The 21062-nt window shown below is 59.1% G+C and carries 22 protein-coding genes; 8 read left to right on the forward strand and 14 right to left on the reverse strand.

The window, feature by feature from the left end; genetic code table 11:
• The first annotated feature begins 14 nt into the window (after positions 1-14).
• The gene (locus CFI11_RS03265) at positions 15-206 is read left to right on the forward strand and encodes a hypothetical protein (protein ID WP_130403019.1); all 192 of its coding nucleotides are present in this window, start codon (positions 15-17) and stop codon (positions 204-206) included.
• Here the strand turns inward: CFI11_RS03265 and nqrM are convergent.
• Both nqrM and CFI11_RS03275 read right to left on the reverse strand, forming a co-directional pair.
• On the reverse strand, positions 203-445 hold the full coding sequence (gene nqrM / locus CFI11_RS03270) for a (Na+)-NQR maturation NqrM (protein WP_130403021.1): 243 nt from the start codon (positions 443-445) through the stop codon (positions 203-205). The genes CFI11_RS03265 and nqrM overlap by 4 nt on opposite strands.
• A 24-nt stretch (positions 446-469) precedes the next feature.
• A complete protein-coding gene (locus CFI11_RS03275; RefSeq protein WP_130403023.1) occupies positions 470-1465 on the reverse strand; it encodes an FAD:protein FMN transferase in 996 nt (331 codons plus the stop codon).
• Positions 1466-1681: 216 nt separating this feature from the next.
• On the opposite strand from CFI11_RS03275, the gene CFI11_RS03280 reads away from it, so the two are divergent.
• Genes CFI11_RS03280 through nqrF form a run of 6 tightly spaced genes read left to right on the forward strand, consistent with a single transcriptional unit; the run spans position 1682 to position 7527 of the window.
• Positions 1682-3022 carry a Na(+)-translocating NADH-quinone reductase subunit A gene (locus CFI11_RS03280; protein WP_130403025.1) on the forward strand — a complete coding sequence of 447 codons (1341 nt, stop codon included), beginning with the start codon at positions 1682-1684 and terminating at the stop codon, positions 3020-3022.
• A 3-nt stretch (positions 3023-3025) separates the two neighbouring features.
• Positions 3026-4225, forward strand: coding sequence for an NADH:ubiquinone reductase (Na(+)-transporting) subunit B (locus CFI11_RS03285; protein ID WP_130403027.1), 1200 nt, complete (start codon positions 3026-3028; stop codon positions 4223-4225).
• Positions 4218-5033, forward strand: coding sequence for a Na(+)-translocating NADH-quinone reductase subunit C (locus tag CFI11_RS03290; protein ID WP_130403029.1), 816 nt, complete (start codon positions 4218-4220; stop codon positions 5031-5033). The genes CFI11_RS03285 and CFI11_RS03290 overlap by 8 nt, the downstream gene beginning before the upstream one ends.
• Complete coding sequence (locus CFI11_RS03295; RefSeq protein WP_130403031.1) at positions 5033-5686, forward strand: NADH:ubiquinone reductase (Na(+)-transporting) subunit D; 654 nt, start codon at positions 5033-5035, stop codon at positions 5684-5686. Before CFI11_RS03290 ends, CFI11_RS03295 begins: the two co-directional genes overlap by 1 nt.
• Entirely contained in the window at positions 5686-6294 is a 609-nt protein-coding gene (gene nqrE, locus CFI11_RS03300; RefSeq protein WP_130403033.1) for an NADH:ubiquinone reductase (Na(+)-transporting) subunit E, read from the forward strand. The genes CFI11_RS03295 and nqrE overlap by 1 nt, the downstream gene beginning before the upstream one ends.
• A gap of 12 nt (positions 6295-6306) precedes the next feature.
• Complete coding sequence (nqrF, locus tag CFI11_RS03305; protein WP_130403035.1) at positions 6307-7527, forward strand: NADH:ubiquinone reductase (Na(+)-transporting) subunit F; 1221 nt, start codon at positions 6307-6309, stop codon at positions 7525-7527.
• A 44-nt stretch (positions 7528-7571) separates the two neighbouring features.
• Here nqrF and CFI11_RS03310 read toward each other — a convergent pair whose 3' ends face one another.
• From CFI11_RS03310 to CFI11_RS03340, 7 genes are all read right to left on the reverse strand, one after another.
• The gene (locus CFI11_RS03310; RefSeq protein WP_130403036.1) at positions 7572-8534 is read right to left on the reverse strand and encodes a DUF2332 domain-containing protein; all 963 of its coding nucleotides are present in this window, start codon (positions 8532-8534) and stop codon (positions 7572-7574) included.
• 241 nt (positions 8535-8775) lie between these two features.
• The gene (gene ltnD, locus CFI11_RS03315) at positions 8776-9675 is read right to left on the reverse strand and encodes an L-threonate dehydrogenase (protein WP_130403038.1); all 900 of its coding nucleotides are present in this window, start codon (positions 9673-9675) and stop codon (positions 8776-8778) included.
• Entirely contained in the window at positions 9672-10628 is a 957-nt protein-coding gene (locus CFI11_RS03320) for an SMP-30/gluconolactonase/LRE family protein (RefSeq protein WP_130403040.1), read from the reverse strand. The genes ltnD and CFI11_RS03320 overlap by 4 nt, the downstream gene beginning before the upstream one ends.
• Positions 10625-11569: an ABC transporter permease gene (locus CFI11_RS03325; protein ID WP_130403042.1), complete on the reverse strand. Its 945-nt coding sequence runs from the start codon at positions 11567-11569 to the stop codon at positions 10625-10627. Before CFI11_RS03325 ends, CFI11_RS03320 begins: the two co-directional genes overlap by 4 nt.
• A complete protein-coding gene (locus tag CFI11_RS03330) occupies positions 11569-12531 on the reverse strand; it encodes an ABC transporter permease (protein ID WP_130403044.1) in 963 nt (320 codons plus the stop codon). Before CFI11_RS03330 ends, CFI11_RS03325 begins: the two co-directional genes overlap by 1 nt.
• Positions 12524-14041, reverse strand: a complete 1518-nt coding sequence (locus CFI11_RS03335) for a sugar ABC transporter ATP-binding protein (RefSeq protein WP_130409912.1) — start codon at positions 14039-14041, stop codon at positions 12524-12526. The genes CFI11_RS03330 and CFI11_RS03335 overlap by 8 nt, the downstream gene beginning before the upstream one ends.
• A gap of 69 nt (positions 14042-14110) precedes the next feature.
• Positions 14111-15190, reverse strand: a complete 1080-nt coding sequence (locus CFI11_RS03340; RefSeq protein WP_130403046.1) for a sugar ABC transporter substrate-binding protein — start codon at positions 15188-15190, stop codon at positions 14111-14113.
• A 182-nt stretch (positions 15191-15372) separates the two neighbouring features.
• Between CFI11_RS03340 and CFI11_RS03345 the strand changes: the two genes are divergently transcribed.
• A complete protein-coding gene (locus CFI11_RS03345) occupies positions 15373-16350 on the forward strand; it encodes a LacI family DNA-binding transcriptional regulator (protein WP_165390180.1) in 978 nt (325 codons plus the stop codon).
• A gap of 69 nt (positions 16351-16419) precedes the next feature.
• Here CFI11_RS03345 and CFI11_RS03350 read toward each other — a convergent pair whose 3' ends face one another.
• From CFI11_RS03350 to CFI11_RS03370, 5 genes are all read right to left on the reverse strand, one after another.
• Positions 16420-17460, reverse strand: a complete 1041-nt coding sequence (locus CFI11_RS03350; protein ID WP_130403050.1) for a PucR family transcriptional regulator — start codon at positions 17458-17460, stop codon at positions 16420-16422.
• The gene (locus CFI11_RS03355; protein ID WP_130403052.1) at positions 17457-18914 is read right to left on the reverse strand and encodes a PucC family protein; all 1458 of its coding nucleotides are present in this window, start codon (positions 18912-18914) and stop codon (positions 17457-17459) included. The genes CFI11_RS03350 and CFI11_RS03355 overlap by 4 nt, the downstream gene beginning before the upstream one ends.
• Positions 18915-19010: 96 nt before the next feature.
• Complete coding sequence (locus CFI11_RS03360; protein WP_130403054.1) at positions 19011-19364, reverse strand: light-harvesting protein; 354 nt, start codon at positions 19362-19364, stop codon at positions 19011-19013.
• Positions 19365-19376: 12 nt separating this feature from the next.
• Positions 19377-19532: a light-harvesting antenna LH1, beta subunit gene (gene pufB, locus CFI11_RS03365; RefSeq protein ID WP_130403056.1), complete on the reverse strand. Its 156-nt coding sequence runs from the start codon at positions 19530-19532 to the stop codon at positions 19377-19379.
• Positions 19533-20128: 596 nt separating this feature from the next.
• Positions 20129-21061, reverse strand: a complete 933-nt coding sequence (locus CFI11_RS03370) for a glyoxylate/hydroxypyruvate reductase A (RefSeq protein WP_130403058.1) — start codon at positions 21059-21061, stop codon at positions 20129-20131.
• Position 21062 lies beyond the last annotated feature (1 nt).

Here is a 21062-nt window from a genome sequence, read left to right on the forward strand (position 1 = left end):
AAAAGGGAACTGCCATGGGTCTTGGCGATCTGGTTCTAAGTCCGCTTGCCGCAACGTTGATTTTCTGCGTCACCTGTCTGGCCGGGCATCGCTACAGACGCGTCTGGAAGGCAAAAGGCCCAAGCTATCAATACTGGATATTCGGAGTGATTGCGGCAGCGGGCCTGCTGGTTTTGGGTTTTGTCCCGATCGAAATTCCGGGCTAGGCAGCGTCACCCTGACCGGCACGCTCCATCATCTTGCGCGCGCGGGGGCATTGCAGACGTTCCTTAAGCGGGGAATTCGGGTCAATTTCCTTCTTGCACACAAGGCAATGATCCGCGTCAGCGATTGCGTTCAAACCTCCGCAACTGCCCTTGATCCGCTTGTTCATGAAGATCACGCCCACTGACATGCCAAGGGTGATCAGAAGAAGGAAGACAAAGGCCAGTACGAAGGTTTCCATATGCGTTACCTCGACAGGTGCGGTTTAGGTGGTGAGCGCCTCAAACCTTTGGCTGGCGTAGGTCCTGAATGCAGGCTGCCCCGCGCTGGCGCTCTGTTCAACGAACTGAACGGCGATGTTGTTCCTTGAAGCAACTTCAAGGCCTTCTTCGCGCCCCAGGATCAGCATTGCTGTCGACCAGGCGTCAGCCAGCATCGCATCTTCGGCCATCACGGTCGCGGACGCGGTTTTGTGCATGACCGGATAACCGGTTTTCGGATCGATCAGGTGCGAAAAGCGCTGACCGTCCACTTCGAAATAGTTCCGGTAGTCGCCGGAGGTTGCCAGACCCAGCCCGGACACACCCACAACGCCCATGACGCCCATGACGCCGCGATCGGCCGGGTTTGGTGCTTCGATCCCGATCTGCCATGGCAATCCGTCCGGGTTGCGACCGGCGGCATAAAGATCACCACCGATTTCCACCATATAGTCCTTGATGCCGAATGTTTCGAGGACCTGTCCGATATAATCCGCGCCATAGCCTTTGCCGATACCGGCGAGGTATACTTGGGCCTGTGATTGACGTTTGGCCATCGTGCCGGATCCCAGCGCCAGCGTGTTGGCGTGGCCGGACATTTCGGTGGCCCGCGCGACAGCGTCAGGAGAGGGCAGGGCCTTGGCGCCCGGCGCTCCGAACCCCCAAAGCTCGATCAATGGGCCGATTGTGGTGTCGAAACGGCCATCACTTGCGCGGTGAACGTGGTCGGCTGCCTGCATGACATGCGACAATTCGCGCGACATCGTCACAGATGCCTGGCGAGGCGCGACATTAAAGCGCGCGATCTCCGATGCGCTGTCCCAGTTCGACAACTTGCCGTTCAGTTCGGCAAGGGCGGTGTCGATCGCGGATTGAAGCGGTGCTTTCTCGAATTCACCGTCATGGTCCACGACAACGACGTTATATGTCGTGCCCATCGAGAACCCTGCGATTTCAATGACTTGCCTGCGATTTTTGCAGGCGGCCAAGGCCAGTGTCATTGCTATAAGTGCGCGGCGGGATATACGTGTGGCAGTGCTCAATTGAGGACCTTTCCGTCACATTTTTGTGCTGGCTTAGCTTATTTTTTTGTTTCTTCAACCTCATTATGGTCAAATCTGTAAAAAACCTCTAGCAGGACGCCGTAACTTTTCCGCGTGCCGGGTTAGCCACCCACAGGTCGCCAGCGGATCACTAAATAATTGAGGATTGCAAGGTTGACGCAAATCAAGTTGCGCAGAGGTTTAAACCTGCCGATTTCGGGCGCGCCGCGAGCAGAGATCAGCGAGGCCAAACCAGTGACTTCGGTCGGTATCGTCGGTGATGACTATATCGATCTGAAACCTCGAATCGCGGTCGCCGAGGGGGATATGGTCGTCGCCGGTACACCGATCCTGTCCGATAAGAGAATGCCGGAGGTGCAGATCGTGGCTCCGGTCGCGGGCAAGGTACGTGCGATCAACCGCGGCGCGCGGCGCAAGCTGGTCAGCATTGTGATCGATGTCGACGAAAGCGCGGGGCAAGCTCTTGATTTTTCGGAGGTTGGCGACGCGACCTCTCGCGAGGGGATTGTCGAACGTTTGTGCGCTGCGGGCCTTTGGACGTCGTTTCGAACGCGACCTTATTCCAAGATACCGCAACCGGACAGTACGCCGATTGCCATCTACGTGACCGCCCTCGACACAGAACCTTTGGCCGCCGACCCCCGCATTGCAATCGCCGATGAGCCCGAGGCCTTCGCGAAGGGCCTGGAAACCATCGCGCCGCTGACCGAAGGACCGACATACCTTTGCCATGCACCGGGGGAGCCGCTGCCGGGGCAGGACCTTCAAAGCATCGAACCGGTGGCCTTTTCAGGCCCGCATCCAGCCGGCTTGGCTGGCACGCATATGCACTTTCTGACGCCGCCGCAGGCGGACCAGTTTGTCTGGACCATCGGCTATCAGGACGTGATCGCCATCGGCCGCCTGATGCTGACCGGTGTTTACGATGCGCGGCGTATTGTCTCGCTGGGCGGTCCCGCTTGCCATGATCCGCGCCTTCTCAGGACCATCTCCGGCGCTTCGCTGGTGGAGATTTGCGAGGCCGATCTGCCGGACATTCCGGTCAGAATGATCTCTGGCTCCGTGCTCAGCGGTCGCGCCGGGGACGGGGCGGACGCCTATTTGGGACGCTACGCACGCCAGATCACGCTGATCGAGGAGGACAAGAAGCAGATCCCCATGGGATGGATCCGCCCAATGGTGTCGAAATACGCGGTGCAACCCGTGCTTGGATCCGCGCTGGCCAGACGGGAGTTTCCGTTGACGTCAAATCTCAACGGCGGTCGGCGCGCCATGGTGCCGCTGGGCACGTTCGAGGAACTTATGCCGCAGGACTTTCTGCCGACGCAGCTGTTGCGGGCTTTGTTGGTGATGGATACCGATCAGGCACAGCTTCTCGGAGCGTTGGAACTTGACGAAGAAGACCTCGGTCTGGTCGGCTTCGCCTGTCCGGCAAAGTATGAGTATGGTCTCGCACTGCGCGATTGTCTGACCAAGATCGAAAAAGAAGGGTAACACATGGGCCTTCGCAATTTCTTTGACCGGGTCGAGCCGCATTTCGAAAAGGGCGGGAAGTGGGAACGGTACTTTCCCATCTATGAGATGGTGGAGAGTTTTCTCTACACCCCCAAGACGGTCACCAAAGTCGCACCTCATGCCCGCTCCTACATCGATATGAAGCGGATCATGACCTATGTGGTCTTGGCGACGGTGCCCTGCATTCTGATGGCCCTCTACAACACCGGCTACCAGACAAACCTCGCCATTGCGGAATACGGTTCCTCCGGCTGGCGTGCATGGATCATCGAGACGGCGGGTATCGGATTTAATCCCGCCAACCCGCTGGCAAACATGCTGCATGGGCTGCTTTACTTCCTGCCCATCTACATCACCACATTGGTTGCTGGCGGCATCTTCGAAGTGATCTTTGCCACCGTGCGCAAGCATGAGGTGAATGAAGGCTTCCTTGTCACATCCATGCTTTACACGCTGATCTTGCCGGCAACGACGCCGTTGTGGCAGGTGGCTTTGGGCATCATCTTCGGGGTGGTGATCGGCAAAGAAGTGTTCGGCGGAACTGGCAAGAACTTCCTGAACCCGGCGCTGACCGGCCGCGCGTTTCTCTATTTCGCTTATCCTGCGCAACTTTCGGGCGACAGCGTTTGGGTCCCGGTCGATGGGTTCACGGGCGCCACGGCGCTGGCGGTCTCCGCCTCGGATGGCTTTCAGGAACTCGCAGCCCGCGGCATGACGTGGTGGGACAGTTTCATAGGCTTGGTTCCCGGCTCAATCGGGGAGACATCGACCCTTGCGGCGCTCCTGGGCCTCGTGTTCCTGCTTGCGACAAAGATCGCCAATTACCGGATGGTGGTCGGCTGTCTTGGCGGCATGATCGTCTTCTCGTTGCTGCTCAACTGGATCGGCTCCGATACAAACCCCATGTTTGCAATGCCATGGTATTGGCATCTGGTTCTGGGTGGGTATGCTTTTGGCTTGGTATTCATGGTCACCGAGCCTGTCTCCGGCGCCCATACCAATACGGGGCGCTACATCTATGGTGCGCTGATCGGTGTCATGGTCGTCATGATCCGTGTCATTAACCCGGCCTTCCCGGAAGGTATGATGCTCGCAATTCTATTCGGTAACGTGTTCGCGCCGCTGATTGACCACTTTGTCGTGCAGGCGAACATCAAGCGAAGGACAAAGCGATATGTCTGAGCAGAACGACAATACTGAACAAAAGGGGCTGATCGGCCGGTTTCTGGCCATGTCTCCCGACTCTGTGCCCAAGACAATTTTCGTCGCTGTGTCGGTATGTCTGGTGGCGTCCATGGTGGTATCGGCGGCCGCTGTCGCGCTGCGACCGGCACAGTCTGTCAACGCTCTTAAGGACAAGCAGATAAACATCCTGCAGGTGGCCGGCATCTACGACCCGGAGGTCGATGTCCCCCAAGCGTTCTCGGTGTTCGAGCCTCAGGTGCTTGAACTGGCGACTGGCGAGTTTACCGACGCATTTGATCCCGCGACCTTTGACGATCGTGAAGCGGCCGACGACCCGGCCACATCGCGCGCGTTGGAAGAGGACCCCGCGGGCATCGGACGGCAGGCGGATTATGTCACGGTTTATCTGCTGCGCGACGATGCTGGTGCGGTGGACAAGGTGATCCTGCCCATTCACGGATACGGCTTGTGGTCGACGCTCTACGGCTTCATCGCCCTCGAAGAGAACGGCAACGATATCTATGGCCTGCAGTTTTACGAGCATGCCGAGACCCCCGGTCTGGGCGCCGAGGTTGATAACCCCCGGTGGCGCTCGCAGTGGTCCGGTGCGCGGCTGCGCGATGACGACGGCGAGCTGCAGATCACCGTGGCCAAGACGGCGCCTCCGGCAGGCGATGAATATCATATCGACGCGCTTGCGGGCGCGACCTTGACCTCGGTCGGTGTCGATAACCTGATCAGGTTCTGGATGGGGGAAGCGGGCTATGCGCCGTTCCTTGAAAATCTCAAAGCGGGAGGCGTCTAATGGCCCAGAAGCGCAGAGAAATGCTGGTCGACCCCTTGGTCGACAACAACCCCATCACCTTGCAGGTTCTGGGCATCTGTTCAGCTCTTGCGGTGACCTCTTCGTTGCAGGTCGCCTTTGTGATGACCGTCGCGGTGACCCTTGTGACGGGCTTTTCGTCCATGTTCATCTCGATGATCCGCAACCATATCCCCAGTTCAATCCGGATTATCGTGCAGATGGTGATCATCGCTTCGCTGGTGATCCTGGTGGACCAGATCCTCAAGGCCTATGCCTATGAGATCTCGAAAACCCTGTCGGTCTTTGTGGGCCTGATCATCACCAACTGCATCGTGATGGGCCGGGCCGAAGCGTTCGCGATGAAGAACCCGCCGCTGGACAGCTTCATCGACGGTGTCGGCAACGGGCTGGGCTATGGTCTGATCCTGATGCTGGTCGGTTTCATCCGTGAGCTCTTTGGCTCGGGCAGTCTTTTTGGCATCACCGTGCTTGAGACCGTCAACAACGGCGGCTGGTATGTGCCGAACGGCATGTTGCTGCTGCCGCCCTCGGCCTTCTTCATCATCGGTCTGATCATCTGGGCTTTCCGCTCGTGGAAACCGGCTCAGGTGGAAGAGCGGGAATACAAAATTCAAACGGTGGAGGAGCACTGATGGAAGCTTATCTCGCCCTCGCCGTTAAGGCGATCTTTGTCGAAAACCTCGCTTTGTCCTTCTTTCTGGGCATGTGCACATTCATCGCCGTGTCCAAGAAGATCTCGACCGCGATCGGTCTTGGGATTTCGGTCATGATCGTGCAGTCGATCACGGTTCCGGCAAACAACCTGATCCTCAACTATCTGCTGGCGCCCGGCGCGCTGGCCTGGGCCGGTTTTTCCGAGGTCGATCTGACCTTTCTGGGCCTGATTTCCTATATCGGTGTGATCGCGGCCCTGGTGCAGATCCTGGAAATGGTGCTCGATAAGTACTTCCCGCCGCTTTACAATGCTTTGGGTGTTTTCCTGCCACTCATCACCGTGAACTGCGCGATCCTCGGCGGATCGCTCTTCATGGTGGAGCGTGGGTATGATTTCGGCGAAAGCGTCACCTACGGTGTGTCCTCTGGCTTTGGTTGGGCGCTGGCTATCACGGCGATGGCAGGCGTGCGCGAAAAGCTGAAATATTCCGACATTCCCGATGGTCTGCAAGGGCTGGGCATCACCTTCATCACCGCGGGGTTGATGGCGATGGCCTTCATGTCCTTCTCCGGCGTTAAACTGTAAGGGGCGATTGCTATGGCGACCTTCGGTCTTGGAATTCTTCTCTTTACGCTGATCGTCCTCACATTGGTCACGGTCATCCTTGCCGCGCGCTCCAGGCTTGTTTCAAGCGGGAACGTAAACATCACCATCAATGGTGAGAAAACAATCTCTGTCCCGGCGGGCGGCAAACTGCTCCAGACCCTGGCGGAGCAAAAGCTGTTTGTTCCGTCTGCCTGCGGCGGTGGCGGAACCTGCGCGCAGTGTCGTGTGCGTATTCATTCGGGCGGCGGGTCGATCCTGCCGACCGAAGAAAGCCATATCACAAAACGCGAGGCATCCTGCGGTGACCGTCTGTCCTGTCAGGTGGCGGTCAAGCAGGACATGGAAGTCGAAGTCCCCGAAGAGGTGTTCGGCGTCAAAAAGTGGGAGTGCACCGTCCGTTCGAACGAGAACGTGGCCACGTTCATCAAGAACCTGGTGTTGGAGCTGCCGGAGGGCGAGGACGTGAATTTCCGCGCGGGCGGATACATCCAGATCGAAGCGCCGGCGCACCAATTGAACTATACCGATTTCGACGTTCAGGACGAATACCGCGAAGATTGGGACAAATTCGATCTGTGGCAATACAAGTCCGCCGTAGCCGAACCGATCGAACGTGCCTATTCGATGGCCAACTACCCGGATGAAAAAGGGCTGATCATGCTCAACGTGCGGGTGGCCTCCCCGCCTCCGGGAACAGATCTGCCGCCGGGGCAAATGTCGTCCTACATCTTCAACCTCAAGCCCGGTGACAAGGTCACGATCTCTGGTCCGTTCGGCGAATTCTTCGCGCGCGACACCCAGAAGGAGATGGTGTTTATCGGCGGGGGCGCGGGCATGGCGCCGATGCGCAGCCATATCTTCGACCAGCTCAAGCGGCTCAAGAACCGCGACCGGAAAATCACCTTCTGGTACGGGGCGAGGTCAAAGAAAGAGATGTTCTTTGTCGAGGATTTCGACGAGCTTGCGAAGGAATTCCCGAACTTCACCTGGCATGTCGCCCTTTCCGATGCGTTGCCAGAGGACGATTGGGATGGCTACACCGGCTTCATCCACAATGTGCTTTATGACGAGTATCTCAAGGATCATCCCGCGCCGGAGGATTGTGAATACTACATGTGTGGTCCGCCGATCATGAACTCCTCATGCATCAACATGCTTGTGGAGCTTGGCGTTGACCGAGAGGATATCATGCTCGACGACTTCGGTGGCTGACGCCAAGCCATGGAGCTTGATCAGCCGATACGCCTGCGTTTGGGCTAGAGCCAATCGATAAATTGCCCGTGCGGACCAGTGCGGGCAATTGCACGACCATTGTGAGAGAGAACAAAGGCGCCCGGTCGGTCGTCTAAGCCCATGTCAGACACGAGGTCAGGCAGGATACGCGCGCCCTCATTGGCCAGCCACTCCGCTTCAAGATCTTGGACAAGTTCGGCAAATTGTTTTCGGATCCGTGGTGCGACGTAGTTCAGAACGGCGGTATGAAAGATCACCAGACGGGCGTCTTTTGGCGCCTGAGCGGCTAATGCTTCGGTCTGTTCCAGAAGATCGCCTGTCACGATCCGAGGGGGATCGCGTCTGGCGACCCCGATTGCGGCCTCCAACCGGGACTGGCGTTCTGCATGTTCTGGCCAGATCAGCGTCCTAAGCCATTGCATGTCCTCGTCGCTTTGCACGTCCAGCGGATTGAGATCGAGGCCGGCACGCCAGACGATCTTGGGATGGGCTGCTGGGATCGGGGTTCGGTCGGACGCTTTACAGGGGAATACGGGGGCGGCTTTCTCCGAGGGGTCCAGCCGGACACGCCCGAAATCGTAGCCATAGCGATCCGGAAACAGACAAAGACCCGCGGCCGCGCCCACCTCGATGATGGCCAAAGGGGCCTTAAACTGCGCAAGTGCCGGAAGAAGACAAGCACAGCGTCCGGGTTCGTTCGTCTGGGTTGAGCGTGAGAGGATGACAGGTTTGATCTCGTCCCATCTCCCCAAGGCATGCAAGGCAAAGTCAAAACCCGCATCCGGCAGGCCCACGGAATGTCGTGTTGCCGCGAATAACAGGTTTGGCTGTTGTTTGCCCTCGGGCAAATCCAGAAGCCGGTTGAGGAGGTCCGGGTTTCCAGCCGCGGAGATCGCGTAGGCCTCATAAGTTGGGGAGATGCCATGCGCTTCGCGTTGGGCGAACGCAAGGTAGCGGTCGGCGAGGCTTTGGGTGCTTTTTGTCATGCGCGCACCTTAAGGTTTGGTAAAGGCGCTGCGAAGTGTCTCGGGACATTCGGATCGGCGCTTTCCAGCCAGTGATCAGAGGACTGTGTCGCTCTAAAGGGTCGCCATTTGAGCGCTCAGCCATGCGGCCGTCAGGTCTGGCCAAGCGGACGGATCCACTGAACAGAGCCTTTTTCGTGCTTTGCCATTGTCACGAACCCGGCGCAGAGGACGGTGAAAGCGGCGCCGCCACGGCCCGATTTTAGGACTGGCTGTCCGGGAGGGTTAACCCCGCATTCTTTGCATAGACCTTGGTGACGGCTGCATCGTCTTCATGGCCAAGCCCCATCTCGACAGCGCGCATATATTGCGCGAGCGCTGTCTCAGCGATCGGGGCATGAAAGCCAGCCGTCCGGGCCGTTTCCAGCACGATGCCCAGATCCTTTGGCCAAATGTTCACCTGGCTGTGCGGGGTGTAATCCCCCGCCACGACATGAGGCGCGCGGTTCTCCAGCATCCACGAATTGCCCGCGCATTTGGTGATGACGTCGACAAATGTCTCCGGGCTGATGCCCTGTGTCATGCCGAAGGTGAGCGCCTCGGCCATGGTTGCGATATGCACGCCCGCGAGCAGCTGGTTCACCGCCTTCATCGCCGACCCGGCCCCCGCCTTGTCACCAAGGTGGAACACTGTCTCGGCGGTGGCGTCTAGAACCGGCTCTGCGGCTGCAAAGGCGTCCTTCGTTCCCGATGCCATGATCCCGAGCTTGCCCAGAGCGGCCTTGGCCGACCCCCCGGAAATCGGGGCGTCGAGGTAATGAACACCTTCGGCAGCGCAACGGTGCTCCATGTCCTTGGCAAAGTCTGGCGGAACGGTGGCACAGGCCATCACCACCGATCCGGCCTGCAGCCTTTCTGCCACGCCATCCTCACCGAAGAGAACGTTTTCAACCTGCGCGGCATTCAGAACCACCACAACGACAGCGTCGAGCCTTGGCGCCACATCGGTGACCGATCCTGCCATCCCGCCCTCTGCAACAAGGCGTGACACCGGATCAGAGACGACGTCGAACCCGTATACGTTCATCCCGGCCCGTAGGCAGGACTGCGCCATGCCATACCCCATGGAGCCCAGACCGAAGATAGCGACGTTCAAGCTCATGACAGGATCCTTTCGCGTTCTCTGAGGATATGGGACGCGTCGCGCCGCCCGCTCTCCACCCGATAGACCTTGTCGGAGGAGGTAATGAACATTGTCTGGCCCGCTTTGCCTCCGAAGCAGATATTCGACGTTTGCTGGGGCAGCCAGATCTTTCCGATCAACGCCCCTTCGGGTGACAGACAGTGGATGCCGTCCAGCGCGGATGTCCAGACGAACCCTTCGTGGTCCACGCGGAAGCCATCCGGCACGCCGGGCGCGATCACCGCGAAAACGCGGGGATTGGTCAGCGACATGCCGTCTACATCGAAGATGCGGATGTGATGAGGCAAATCGTAGTCTATGCCTGGAAAACTCGCCCCCCGGATCGCGCCGGAATCGGCGACGTAGAGACGTTGTTCGTCAGGCGAAAAGGCCAGGCCGTTGGGCTTGTCAAAATCGGTTGCAACCGCGTGAAGGGTTCCATTTGTGTCGGCGCAAAAAACATAGCAGCCGCCCAATTCGCTTTCAGCCGGATAGCCTTCGATATCCGAATTGATCCCATAGGGCGGATCCGTGAACCACACCGACCCGTCCGAGCGGACAACGACGTCATTGGGTGAATTCAGTCGCTTGCCATCATATTGCTCGGCGATGACCTCGACCGCGTCAGGCTTCATGGGGTCGCGTCGTCGGATCACACGACGCCCCCCGTGTTCGCAGGACACCATTTTGCCCTTCAGGTCGAGCGTGTTGCCATTGGCAAACTCGCTGTTTGACAGCGCGACCTGCAATCCTGCTGTCTCGCTCCAGCACATCATCCGCTTGTTGGGGATGTCGTTGAAAAACAGATGATCCTCCAGCCACACCGGGCCCTCGGTCCAGATAAATCCCTCGGCGATCTGTTCCGGGGGCCGGGTGGTGTCGACGAAGGCATCGAACCTTGGATCCACGGTGATGAAGCACGGTTCGGTCATGCCAGGGCACCTTTCCGAAGGGTTTGAAAAAGGAGCATCGCAAGGATGATGACCCCGAAGATGATGTTGCGCCACGCATCTTCGATCTGCATGACGGACAGGATCGACGTCAGCAATGTGATGAACAGCGCACCCCCGATGGTTCCGAAAAGCCCGCCACGTCCACCAAGGATCGACGTGCCACCGATCACCACTGCCGCGATTGTCGGCAGCAGGAACGGGTCGCCCATGCTTTGGTAGGCCTGATTGGCATACCCGGCCAGCATCACGCCACCAAGGGCCGAACACATGCCCGCGATCGCGAAGGCGACGAACAGGACCGATGGTGTGGAGACGCCGGACAGGAACGTGGCCTTTTCATTGAAGCCGATGGAGCGCAGGTAGCGCCCGAACGGTGTCTTAGTCAGGAAGTAGGCCAGCGCCAGGGAAATCGCGATCCAGATCAGGAAACTGACTGGCAGGCCCAGCAGATCGCCGGACGCCATCGTGACCATCAATGCGCTCGACTCGCCCTTGGGATTGAACCCTCCGGTATTGAGAACGGCCAGGCCCAAAAGCATGGAATTCACGGCCAACGTCCAGACCATCGACGGAATACGGAGGAGCGCGACGCCAATTGCGTTGATCGCACCGATCAGCGCGCCAAAGGCAAGCGCCGCGGGGACGGCCACGGCAGCCAGAACCGGGTTGCCGCTGCCCACCAGCGCCGTGGACAGTATTGCGGCGCCCGTCAGAACCCAGGGCACGGAAAGGTCGATATGTCCCAGAAGGATGACAATGGTCGCCCCGGTGGCAAGCAGGCCCAGAAAGGCCGCGATCTGAAGCTGCTGGGTCAGATAGCCGACGCTCAGCACCTGCGGGAAGAAGAAGCTGCCGGCGATGACCAGAATGACCACGCCGAAATAAGGCATGAGGCTGTCGAGTGAGACGGTGCGCAGCATCAGGAGTAGACCTCCAGCTTGTTGCGGGCGCGCAGCACATCGGCGCCGCCAATGGCGATGGCCGCCGCCAGGATCATCCCTTCGAAAAGCGGTTGTGCCAGGGAAGGGATGCCGGAGAAGAACATCAAAGATGCAATCGTCTTCAGAATGAAAGCGCCCGCCAACGCACCGACGAGCGATCCGACCCCACCACGCAACAGGACACCGCCCAAAACCACCGCCGCGATGGAGTTGAGCGTGAAACCAGCGGCAATGCCAGCATCGCCCGTGGTGGTCACGAAACTGTAGAAGAGACCGGCCAGACCTCCGAATAGTCCGGCAAGCGTGAAGGCGGCCAGACGTATGAGTTTCGTATCGATCCCCGACTGAAAGGCCGCCTGTTCAGACGATCCAAGCGCATAAAGGCCAAGACCCAGCCCGGTGCGCCGGAACGGCAGCCAGAACCCGAGCACTGCAACCCCAGTGATGACCAGTGCAGTTGGGACGCCCAATACATCCAATGTCATCGCATCGGCCAAGTCATAGTTGACCGCCCCGCCCGGAGTGGGACGGAGCAAGAGAGCAACGCCGATGAAGATCGAGGCGGTGGCCAGCGTCACAACGATGGGTTGGATACGCCCATAAACAATGACGATCCCGTTCAGGAGCCCGCAAAGCGCCCCCGCGGCCACAACCGCAACCATGCCAAACGCGATCCCGGCTGCAGACCCGTCGAGGAGATAAGAGGCGATACAGTTCGTCAGCGCCATCACGGCGCCGACCGACAGGTCGATCCCCCGGACCACGACGGCAAAGAACTGGGCGCAGGCGGCCAGACCAAGGATCAGGCACTGGTTGGCCCAGATCGTCATTACATAGGTCGACGCCCCGCGCGGATGCGTGCCTAGATAGGTCGCCAAAAGCGCGATCAGTACGACGCCCGCGATGACTTCGCGGCGGTTCGCGCGCATGTAATCAAGCATGGGCCGCTCCCGCCCCGGTCGACACGTTCAGGGTTGCGGCGATGATGTTCTGCGGTGTCAGGTCCTGGTCCTTGAGCGATGCGACGATCTCACCGTCAAAGAAGACATGGGTTTCGTCACAAAGCTGGATCAGCTCTTCATAATCCGTGCTAAGCAGCAGGATCGCCGTACCCTGATCGGCCAGTTGCCGCAGAATGGCGTAGATTTGCGTCTTGGTCTTGACGTCGATGCCGCGCGTGGGATCGGACAAAAGAAGGCAACGCGGTGCGAGCGCCAGCCATTTTGCCAAAACCACCTTTTGCTGATTACCACCGGACAGCGATGAAACGGGCAAGTCGAGGCCGCCGTGTTTCAAGGCCAGTTGTTCAAGCGAGCCGGAATAGAGGGACGCGTCACCTGCGTCGAGATCCGCGCGGCCAAGGGCGGCCAGTTCAAGGTTTTCCTGAATGCTCTGATCAAGGATCAGCCCTTCGGTCTTGCGATCTTCCGGGATGTAGGCCAATGCGACCTCCCGATGCTTGGCGGCCTTGGGGCTTTTGATCTCACGCGGCTCACCGGAAACTATCGTGGCGCCTTCTGTTTTTCTCAACAGACCGAAAAGGCCCATCAGAAATGCGCTTTGGCCCTGACCATCAAGCCCGCCCAGTCCGACGATCTCGCCGCGTCGTACCGAAAGGCTGACGTCTTTCACACGCCCGTCCCAGCTGAAGTTTCGAACGTCCAGGACAATCTCGGCATCGCCTTGGGTGTTCTGTTTTTGCGGAAACAGCTCTTCGATCTTTTGGCCGACCATCATGTTGATGATCTCGGAATAGTCGTGCTCTCCCTTAAGGAAGGTCTCGACCCTCTGCCCGTTGCGGAAGACCGACACCCGGTCGGCGAGCGCTTCGATCTCGTGAAAGCGGTGCGAGATGAACAATACGGCCGTGCCGCCGTCCCGCTCCTCGCGGACAAGGTCGAATACGCGTTCAACCACAGATGCACTCAGCGCCGAGGTTGCTTCGTCGAGGATGAGAAGGCGCGGCTTTTTCATGATCGCTTTGGCGATTTCAACCTGTTGGCGCTGCGGCAGGGTCAGATCGGCCACGCGTGTGCCCATTTTGATCAGCTCACCGCCAATGCGGTTCAATACGGTTTGTGCGTCGTCCATCCCGGTGCCGCGCAGCCATCCGATGCCGGCCCCTCGCGCGCCCAGCAGCAAGTTCTCCCTCACGGTCAGATCGGGAACCAGCGACAGCTCTTGAAACATGCATACCAAGCCGTGGCGCAATGCATCGCGGGGTGTGTTCAGAAACACGTCTTGCCCATCGACGCGCAACTGCCCTTGCGTGGGCTGCAGCACGCCCGCGATGAGCTTCATCAGGGTGGATTTTCCTGCGCCGTTTTCCCCAAGGACGGCATGCACTTCTCCGGCGTTGCAGACGAAATCAACACCATCGAGGGCTTTGGTCGCGCCAAAATGTTTGGAGATGTTTCGCATCTCCAGAAGCGGGGGGCCTGTGTCTGACATATCGGTCATTCTATCGGATGCGATGGCGCGCCCGTGCTGTCGCGCCATCGCAACGTTTCGCTGCGCTGCTCAGGTGTTATCGGGGGACTGACCCAACAGCTCTTCCGGCGAGAACGGCTCGAAACATTCTACAAACCCGGTGCCGGTGTTGAAGGATTTCGGCAGATCCGGGAAGTAATTCACACCGGCCTCGAGGTCTTCGGCCTTCACCTGCGGGATCGGCAGGAAGATCGTTTGCGGCAGCGTGTTGCCTTCCAGAAGGGCGACCGCTGCCTCCAGCGCTATTGCGGACATCGCGGGCGCCTGGCTGGCGGACACACCCGGGATCTCAAGCTCGTCCATCAGCATGCGCACGCCGTTTTCGCCATCCACGCCCATCGGAACGATCGGGTGCCCGGCGGCTTGCATCGCATTGATCGACCCCGCAGAACCGTGCTGCGACACGACCGCGTCAAACGTGCCGTGGGTGGCCAGCGCGTCGGCGACGACCTTCTGGCTGGTGCCGGTGTCCCAATTGCCAACAACCTCGACAATCTCAAGTCCGTCGACCTGTTCCAGTACGCTCATCATTCCAAGGCGGCGGTCACGGTCGGTGGCGTTGCCGGGCAGGCCATTGACCATCAGGATTTTCTCGGCTTCTCCACCAAGAATGTCCATCACGGTCTGCGCTTTGAGGGCCCCAAGGTCTTTCTGGCTTTCATTGACCTGAACGACCTTGTCCGTGTCCAGAACGTTGTCGAATGGCACAAGGATCGTGCCCGCGCGCTCTGCCCGCCGGATGACCGGTTCAAACGCGGTGGGGTTGACGGCGATGAACGTGATCGCGTCGTAGCCCGCGGCGATGAAGTTATCGATGGCCGCGATCTGCGCGGCGCTGTCGTTGCCGACGGACACGACCGTGAATTCGTCGATCTTGTCCGCGTTGTCGGGCCGGGCGGCCCAGGCCTTGGCGGACTGGATGGCCTGAATACGCCAGTCATTCCCGGCAAATCCGTTCACAAAGGCAAGCTTGTAGGGCCCTTCCTTTGCATCATACGACTTTGTCGATGTCCCCGGCGCCGGGGCAAAGCATTCAGGCCGATAGGTATCGGCAAATGCAACTCCGGCACTGGCCATCGCGATGGCCGAGCTTAAAAGCAGTTTTTTCATATGTCCTCCCTTGGCGGTGGCCCGCCTGCATAAAGATGCGTCTTCCTGTGCCACATGTGTTTACGTAAACACATTGCGGTCAACGTAGATGTTTACGTAAACATACGTCAAGCAATGAATCGAAAGATGCCCCCTGGATGGTCAAACGGCGCTCTTCAAACTCTGACAAACCACAGCCGACGATGCACGACGTCGCCCGTGTTGCGGGGGTCAGCCAGATGACCGTGTCACGGGTAATGCGTGGCGCGGGCTATATCTCGAAAGATGTGAGAAAACAGGTTGTTGGCGCCGCGCGCGAGATCGGATACGTGCACAACAGGCTCGCGGGGGGAAACGCAACATACGACAATCCGATCGTCGGTGTTGTCGTGCCCACGATGCAGAACCGGGTCTTTACCGAGGTTTTGTCAGGCATCAACACAACCCTGGACGAGAGTGGTCTGAGACCGGTTTTCGGGGTGTCGGAGTATTCGCTGGAGGCCGAGGAGGACCTGGTCTTCGACTTGCTGTCCTGGCGCCCGCGGGGCTTGATTCTCGCGGGTCTTGAGCACACCGAAGCGCTGCGCAAAATCGTCATGCAGACGGGCGTGCGCGTTGCTGAAATCATGGATACCGACGGGGATCCGATCTCGGCCTGCTTTGGGTTTTCCCATATCAAGGCAGGCGAAGACATGGCCAAGCATCTGATTGAACGCGGCTACAGAACCTTTGCCTATGTGGGTAGCCAGGGTGGACTTGATCTGAGGGCGACAAAGCGCATGGAAGCCTTTGCCCGGATCGTACGGGAGGCGGGCGCGCAGATCGTCGCCACGGAGACCTCGGAGGGTGCCTCCTCGATGGAAGCTGGACGCATCGCGACAGCGCGGCTGCTGCGTCATGAACGTGCGGTTCAGGCGATCTACTACGCAAATGACGATTTGGCGGCTGGCGGGCTGATGCATTGCCTGGCTGAAGGCATTTCTCTGCCCGACCAGGTGGCGCTTGCGGGTTTCAACGGACTTGGGTTTCTGTCCGCGCTGCCGAAACTCATCACAACGACCGTCACACCGCGATTTGACATCGGGAAAGCTGCGGCGAAATGGTTGATGCACTCTGAAGGGGCTTCAAATGGGCAGATCGTTGAACTGCCCGCCCAACTCCGCATCGGCCAGACAACCTGACAGGATCTAACCCTTCTTAACGCCCTTCATGGCGTATGTGGAACAGAGAAGGCTGGCATCCCTTGTGGGTCAGCGCCGAACAAGCGTCGGCAGGCCCAGCATTCTTGAGAACCAGGGGCGGTTATCGTCTTTGGATGACGGTTTCGGCTTCAGAACCAACGGCAGCAGAATATCTGCCATCCTGGCATGCTTGGGGAATATCGAGCCCGTGAACGGTTTGCGTCGGCTGATCAGCGGCAGGATCAGGTCCGCCATGCGGGCGTGGCGGGGAAACGCAAATTTGTCTGACGGCTTGCGATCGCTCAGAAGATCGAGCGGGAAAGCCGCCATGCGCGGCCCGCCGGGCATCAGAGAGTTCGAACCGGTCTTGCCGTTGATCAGATGTGGAAACGGCCAGTTTGCCATCCGCGTGTGACGCCCGATCAGCGAGCCGGTATACGGCTTGCGCTTGCTGATCAGCGGGATTGGCCAGTTTGCCATGCGCGCGTGGCGGGGAAAGACGAAATTGTCGGACGGTTCCCGTCGAATAGTCAGAGGCAGCAGGATGTCGGCCATCCGCGCATGTCGGGGGAACGCAAATTCATCGCGCGGTTTGATCCGCGCGATCAGCGGAATTGGCCAATTCGCCATCCGCGCGTGACGCGGTATCAGGGAGTCCGTATTGGGCTTGCGCCGGCTGATCAGGGGGATCGGCCAATCGGCCATGTAGAAGTTTGTTCTGGACGGGTCTTTCACACGTGTCAGGAATAGGGGGTGATCGCTCAGAACGCTGGTTCTGCTTGTCGGGTCGTCCTTGACGAAGACTTCCTCCGTCAGGTTTCCGAGATCGGCGGCGCCCATCTCGGCCATGACCTCTCTGGCCGTTTTTGCCACGCCCAGCGGCTTGATGCCCGCCCTGACCATGACCACGGCACCGCCCGACGCGACACGCCATGCATATGCTTCGGCCGTTTCGGGTGTGACATTTGCATCGGTCAGCGTGTCGGCAAGACCTTCGACTTGAGTATAGACACGCAGGATGTTTCGCGGAAACCGCTTGGACAGAAGCTCCCTCTCGACCTCGTATGCCCGGGTTTCGGTTTCGAAATATCGCGTAATGACCTTTGTCATGATGCCTCCGCCGGGTTGGAATGACGATCCGATCTGGACCTCTTTGCTGTCTCGGTTTCCCTGCTTGATGCACGACGTGCGTTGAACGCCATGGGAAGAAATATAGCGCAGGCCAGCAACAGGAAAACAATCTCGATCAAGAAAACCGCGTTGTAGGGCGCATGAGCGGGGATCGTACCGCTCAGCGTAGCCCCATGGATCACATCGCGCACGATCCCGGCAAGGGCCACGCCCACACCAGCCGCTGTCGCCTGAACGGCCCCCCAGGTGCCAAGGGCCAGGCCAATCTGTGCGCGGGGGGCTGATCGCATCGTGGCCGTCAGCGTCGCGTGGCCAAACAGACCGGCACCCAGGCCGGTCATCACCGTGCCGCACAGAAACGCCACCGATCCACCACCCAGGGACGACAGAATAATCGCCCCAAATCCGGGTATACCGATGAACGCTCCCAGAAGGCCAAGCCGTGTCGGCGATCCGCCCCGGCCAAGCACCCGGGAGGCGATCGCAAAGCCGATCAGCGTGCCGCCAGCCAAAAGCGCGGTCAGCTTTGTCGTGTCGGCCACGGAAAGCCCAAGCACCTCACCCCCATATGGCTCCAGCAATACGTCGGCTGCACCGAAACCGAATGTGCCAAGGGCAATAACGATTAAAAGCCTCTTCTTGCCAGGCAATCGCACCAGTTTTGCAAGGGCGTCGCGAAAGGGCGGTTGTTCGGCCTTCGCCATTTGCTGGGCGCGGACGCGGTCGCGCGCCTCCTGCTTCCACATTGCAAGTAAATTGAGGGCGACTGTCACGACCGCGGCACCTTGGATCACCTGGATCAGGCGCCCCGGCGTGTAGTTCTCAAGCAAGGTGCCAAAAACGAGCGCGCTGACGACCATGCCGACAAGAAGCATTACGTACATCAGGCCCACGACCTTGGGCTGGTCTTCGTCTTCGACAAGGTCTGTCGCAAGGGCCAATCCGACGGTCTGCACCATATGGACGCCCGCTCCGACAAGCAGGAAGGCGATGGCTGCGGAACTTAGTCCGATCCAGCGGGGGGCGTCCACGGCTTCTCCGTATCCCGAAAGGACAAGCAGCGAAAACGGCATGACGGCAAAGCCGCCAAATTGATAGAGCGTTCCTTTCCAGATGAAGGGAACCCGGCGCCAGCCCAGGGCCGAGACGTGAACGTCGGATTTGTGGCCGATCAGCGTGCGAAACGGCGCAAACACCAGTGGCAATGCAAGCATGACGGCAACAAGGGTCGCGGGCACGCCGAGTTCCACGATCATGACGCGGTTCAGCGTCCCGACCAGCAGGACGATTGCCATACCGACAGTGATCTGAAACAGGGAAAGGCGCAGCAGGCGCGACAGCGGCACATCATCCGTTGCGACATCCGCAAAGGGCAGATAACGCGGCCCGATCGAGGCCAGCTTTCGCAAGGCAAAGGCGCGGTAATCGAACATCGGCTGCTCGCTGCAAGAAAATCCGAATAGGATCTGCAGGCCGCTGGCCCGCAGATCAAAGCGTATTGGGACGCAAACGTGCGTGTTGCGCCGCGCCTAGTTTTTCAGAACGTTCGGCGGTGACGCAAAGCCCGCCGCTGTGACCTCGGGTGGTTGAAGAACCGCAGCCCGTGTCGTTCCATCCGGCAGGATGACCAACACCTGCTGCCCGCCATCCGGTGCTGGAAGCACATAGGATGCTTTCGAGGTCGCGGCGTCCTCTTGCTTGAGCATCGCCGCCTCTTCCGCGTCACCGGACCCCAATGGCACGCCGGACAGGAAGTCCGAAACCCATGAGGTGTTGCTCAGAACGGCCACATGCACCGAGAACGAGCCAACGGCAACGGCACCCAGAAAAAGCGGAACGCCCACTGCCGGGGGGACGACAAGCCACATCTTAGCATTGTTCATAACAGCCCCCCATCAACCAAGCCACGGCGTCGCCGCGGCGACGAGGAAATGCGCCAAAAGCGCAATTGCACCGAAAACACGCGTGCCATCAATAAGATAGCTGTGCACCTCTTCGGCTTCTTTCAGTGTAAGGCCGGTTGGCCAAACCTTGTCTGGATCGTCGGACATCAGGACTCCTCCTATGCAGCATCAAGTGAAGCACAGCGGCGGACTCCAAGCTGGAGATGCGAAAGTGCCGTGCAACTCCGCGGTCACGGCAACTGAGTTCCGGACCGTAAATCCATACTGTCAATTAAATTTGACATAGCAAGTGTAAACTTTTCCTGAATCGCTGTTGTATTTTTAAGCTTTTGGCTTGCTATGGATGAAAACTATTTCCCTTCATCGGCTTATGCCGAGACATAAGTCGGCAATCTGCATCCTGCACGTACGCGCATAGTTGCGTCTGCCATCTACATATCGCGCACAAGGGCAGCTTATTTTTCGAAGCCAAAAACGCTGGTACTGCGAATCGTTTTTGGCTGAAGCATCAAAAAGGGGCGAAAAACGGCATCGACGTAGCCGGCTGCCGAAACCATCTGTCGGAATGCGCGATCGCAACCCGAACCGCTGAGACGCTACCATCCAACTAGAGCCAAGCGCAGGACGCCCAGCGGCATATGCCTCAGCGTGCCCTTGTCCGTCAATCACGCCTCAACTGAGCCTTGATAAATACCCGGGCCATCCTTCATCGTGAGCGCGGGTTGGGCATTCGGCCCACATTTTCAGTATCCGAGTTGTCGATCCACCACGTGGAGCAGAGCTTCGCCTGCTGCGCCGCGGCGGACGTTTTCCGCGATCACCGCGCAAGCGGTTTCGGGGCGCGTTTCAGATGCGATATGAGGTGTTACCGTGATGTTTGGATGATGCCAGAAAGGGTGATCCTTCGGCAACGGCTCGGTCCGAAAGACGTCAAGCGTGGCATGCGCGATCTGGCCTGTGCCGACCGCATCAAGCAGGGCTTCATCGTCGATCAGCGTGCCGCGCCCTGGATTGAGGATGACGGCGCCTTGCGGCAATTGAGCCATCGCCTTTGCGTCCAGTACGTTGCGGGTCGCGGTCGTGTCAGGCAGCAAAAGCACCAGAATATCGGCCCGCTCAAGCGCCTTTTGAAGGCCGTCCTCCCCGGAGAGACATAGCAACCCGGCGACGCTTTTTTGTGTCCGGCTCCACCCGGCGATGTCGAAGCCCAGAAAGGCCAGTGTTTCAGCGCAGGCGCGACCAAGCTCTCCCAGTCCCAAAACGGTGACGCGTCGGCTTTGCGCCAAAGGCGGGGCGCCCGGGCGCCAGGTGCCATCCTGACCGTGAAGGTAGCGATCCAGTCCCAGATGATGGCGCAAGACGTGGCCTGTCACCCATTCCCGCATACCTTGTGTCATCCCGTGATCCACCATGCGCGTCAGCGGAACGGTGAGGGTCTTGTTTCCGACGACGGCTTCGACCCCGGCCCACAGGTTCAACACAGCCTTCAAACGGACGAAAGGGGTAAAATCCTGAACATCGCTGTTTGGCGCATAAACAATGTAATCGACCTCTGCCGGCGCGAAATCGGTCCGAAGGTCGGCTGTCAGTCCGGCCCTTGAAAATGCGTCTTTAAGGGGGCGTTCGTAGGTGTCCCAGCGTTCTTGCCGGGCAGCGAAGAGAACGTTGATTGTCATG

The sequence above is a fragment of the Thalassococcus sp. S3 genome, assembly GCF_004216475.1.
Lineage (GTDB): Bacteria > Pseudomonadota > Alphaproteobacteria > Rhodobacterales > Rhodobacteraceae.

What these genes read in the sequence shown, in the direction of transcription:
- CFI11_RS03265 (WP_130403019.1), top strand. Translation starts at nt 15, where the DNA reads ATGGGTCTTGGCGATCTGGTTCTAAGTCCGCTTGCCGCAACGTTGATT.
- nqrM (WP_130403021.1), bottom strand. Translation starts at nt 445, where the DNA reads ATGGAAACCTTCGTACTGGCCTTTGTCTTCCTTCTTCTGATCACCCTT.
- CFI11_RS03275 (WP_130403023.1), bottom strand. Translation starts at nt 1,465, where the DNA reads ATGACACTGGCCTTGGCCGCCTGCAAAAATCGCAGGCAAGTCATTGAA.
- CFI11_RS03285 (WP_130403027.1), top strand. Translation starts at nt 3,026, where the DNA reads ATGGGCCTTCGCAATTTCTTTGACCGGGTCGAGCCGCATTTCGAAAAG.
- CFI11_RS03290 (WP_130403029.1), top strand. Translation starts at nt 4,218, where the DNA reads ATGTCTGAGCAGAACGACAATACTGAACAAAAGGGGCTGATCGGCCGG.
- CFI11_RS03295 (WP_130403031.1), top strand. Translation starts at nt 5,033, where the DNA reads ATGGCCCAGAAGCGCAGAGAAATGCTGGTCGACCCCTTGGTCGACAAC.
- nqrE (WP_130403033.1), top strand. Translation starts at nt 5,686, where the DNA reads ATGGAAGCTTATCTCGCCCTCGCCGTTAAGGCGATCTTTGTCGAAAAC.
- nqrF (WP_130403035.1), top strand. Translation starts at nt 6,307, where the DNA reads ATGGCGACCTTCGGTCTTGGAATTCTTCTCTTTACGCTGATCGTCCTC.
- CFI11_RS03310 (WP_130403036.1), bottom strand. Translation starts at nt 8,534, where the DNA reads ATGACAAAAAGCACCCAAAGCCTCGCCGACCGCTACCTTGCGTTCGCC.
- ltnD (WP_130403038.1), bottom strand. Translation starts at nt 9,675, where the DNA reads ATGAGCTTGAACGTCGCTATCTTCGGTCTGGGCTCCATGGGGTATGGC.
- CFI11_RS03320 (WP_130403040.1), bottom strand. Translation starts at nt 10,628, where the DNA reads ATGACCGAACCGTGCTTCATCACCGTGGATCCAAGGTTCGATGCCTTC.
- CFI11_RS03325 (WP_130403042.1), bottom strand. Translation starts at nt 11,569, where the DNA reads ATGCTGCGCACCGTCTCACTCGACAGCCTCATGCCTTATTTCGGCGTG.
- CFI11_RS03330 (WP_130403044.1), bottom strand. Translation starts at nt 12,531, where the DNA reads ATGCTTGATTACATGCGCGCGAACCGCCGCGAAGTCATCGCGGGCGTC.
- CFI11_RS03335 (WP_130409912.1), bottom strand. Translation starts at nt 14,041, where the DNA reads ATGTCAGACACAGGCCCCCCGCTTCTGGAGATGCGAAACATCTCCAAA.
- CFI11_RS03340 (WP_130403046.1), bottom strand. Translation starts at nt 15,190, where the DNA reads ATGAAAAAACTGCTTTTAAGCTCGGCCATCGCGATGGCCAGTGCCGGA.
- CFI11_RS03345 (WP_165390180.1), top strand. Translation starts at nt 15,373, where the DNA reads ATGCACGACGTCGCCCGTGTTGCGGGGGTCAGCCAGATGACCGTGTCA.
- CFI11_RS03350 (WP_130403050.1), bottom strand. Translation starts at nt 17,460, where the DNA reads ATGACAAAGGTCATTACGCGATATTTCGAAACCGAAACCCGGGCATAC.
- CFI11_RS03355 (WP_130403052.1), bottom strand. Translation starts at nt 18,914, where the DNA reads ATGTTCGATTACCGCGCCTTTGCCTTGCGAAAGCTGGCCTCGATCGGG.
- CFI11_RS03360 (WP_130403054.1), bottom strand. Translation starts at nt 19,364, where the DNA reads ATGAACAATGCTAAGATGTGGCTTGTCGTCCCCCCGGCAGTGGGCGTT.
- pufB (WP_130403056.1), bottom strand. Translation starts at nt 19,532, where the DNA reads ATGTCCGACGATCCAGACAAGGTTTGGCCAACCGGCCTTACACTGAAA.
- CFI11_RS03370 (WP_130403058.1), bottom strand. Translation starts at nt 21,061, where the DNA reads ATGACAATCAACGTTCTCTTCGCTGCCCGGCAAGAACGCTGGGACACC.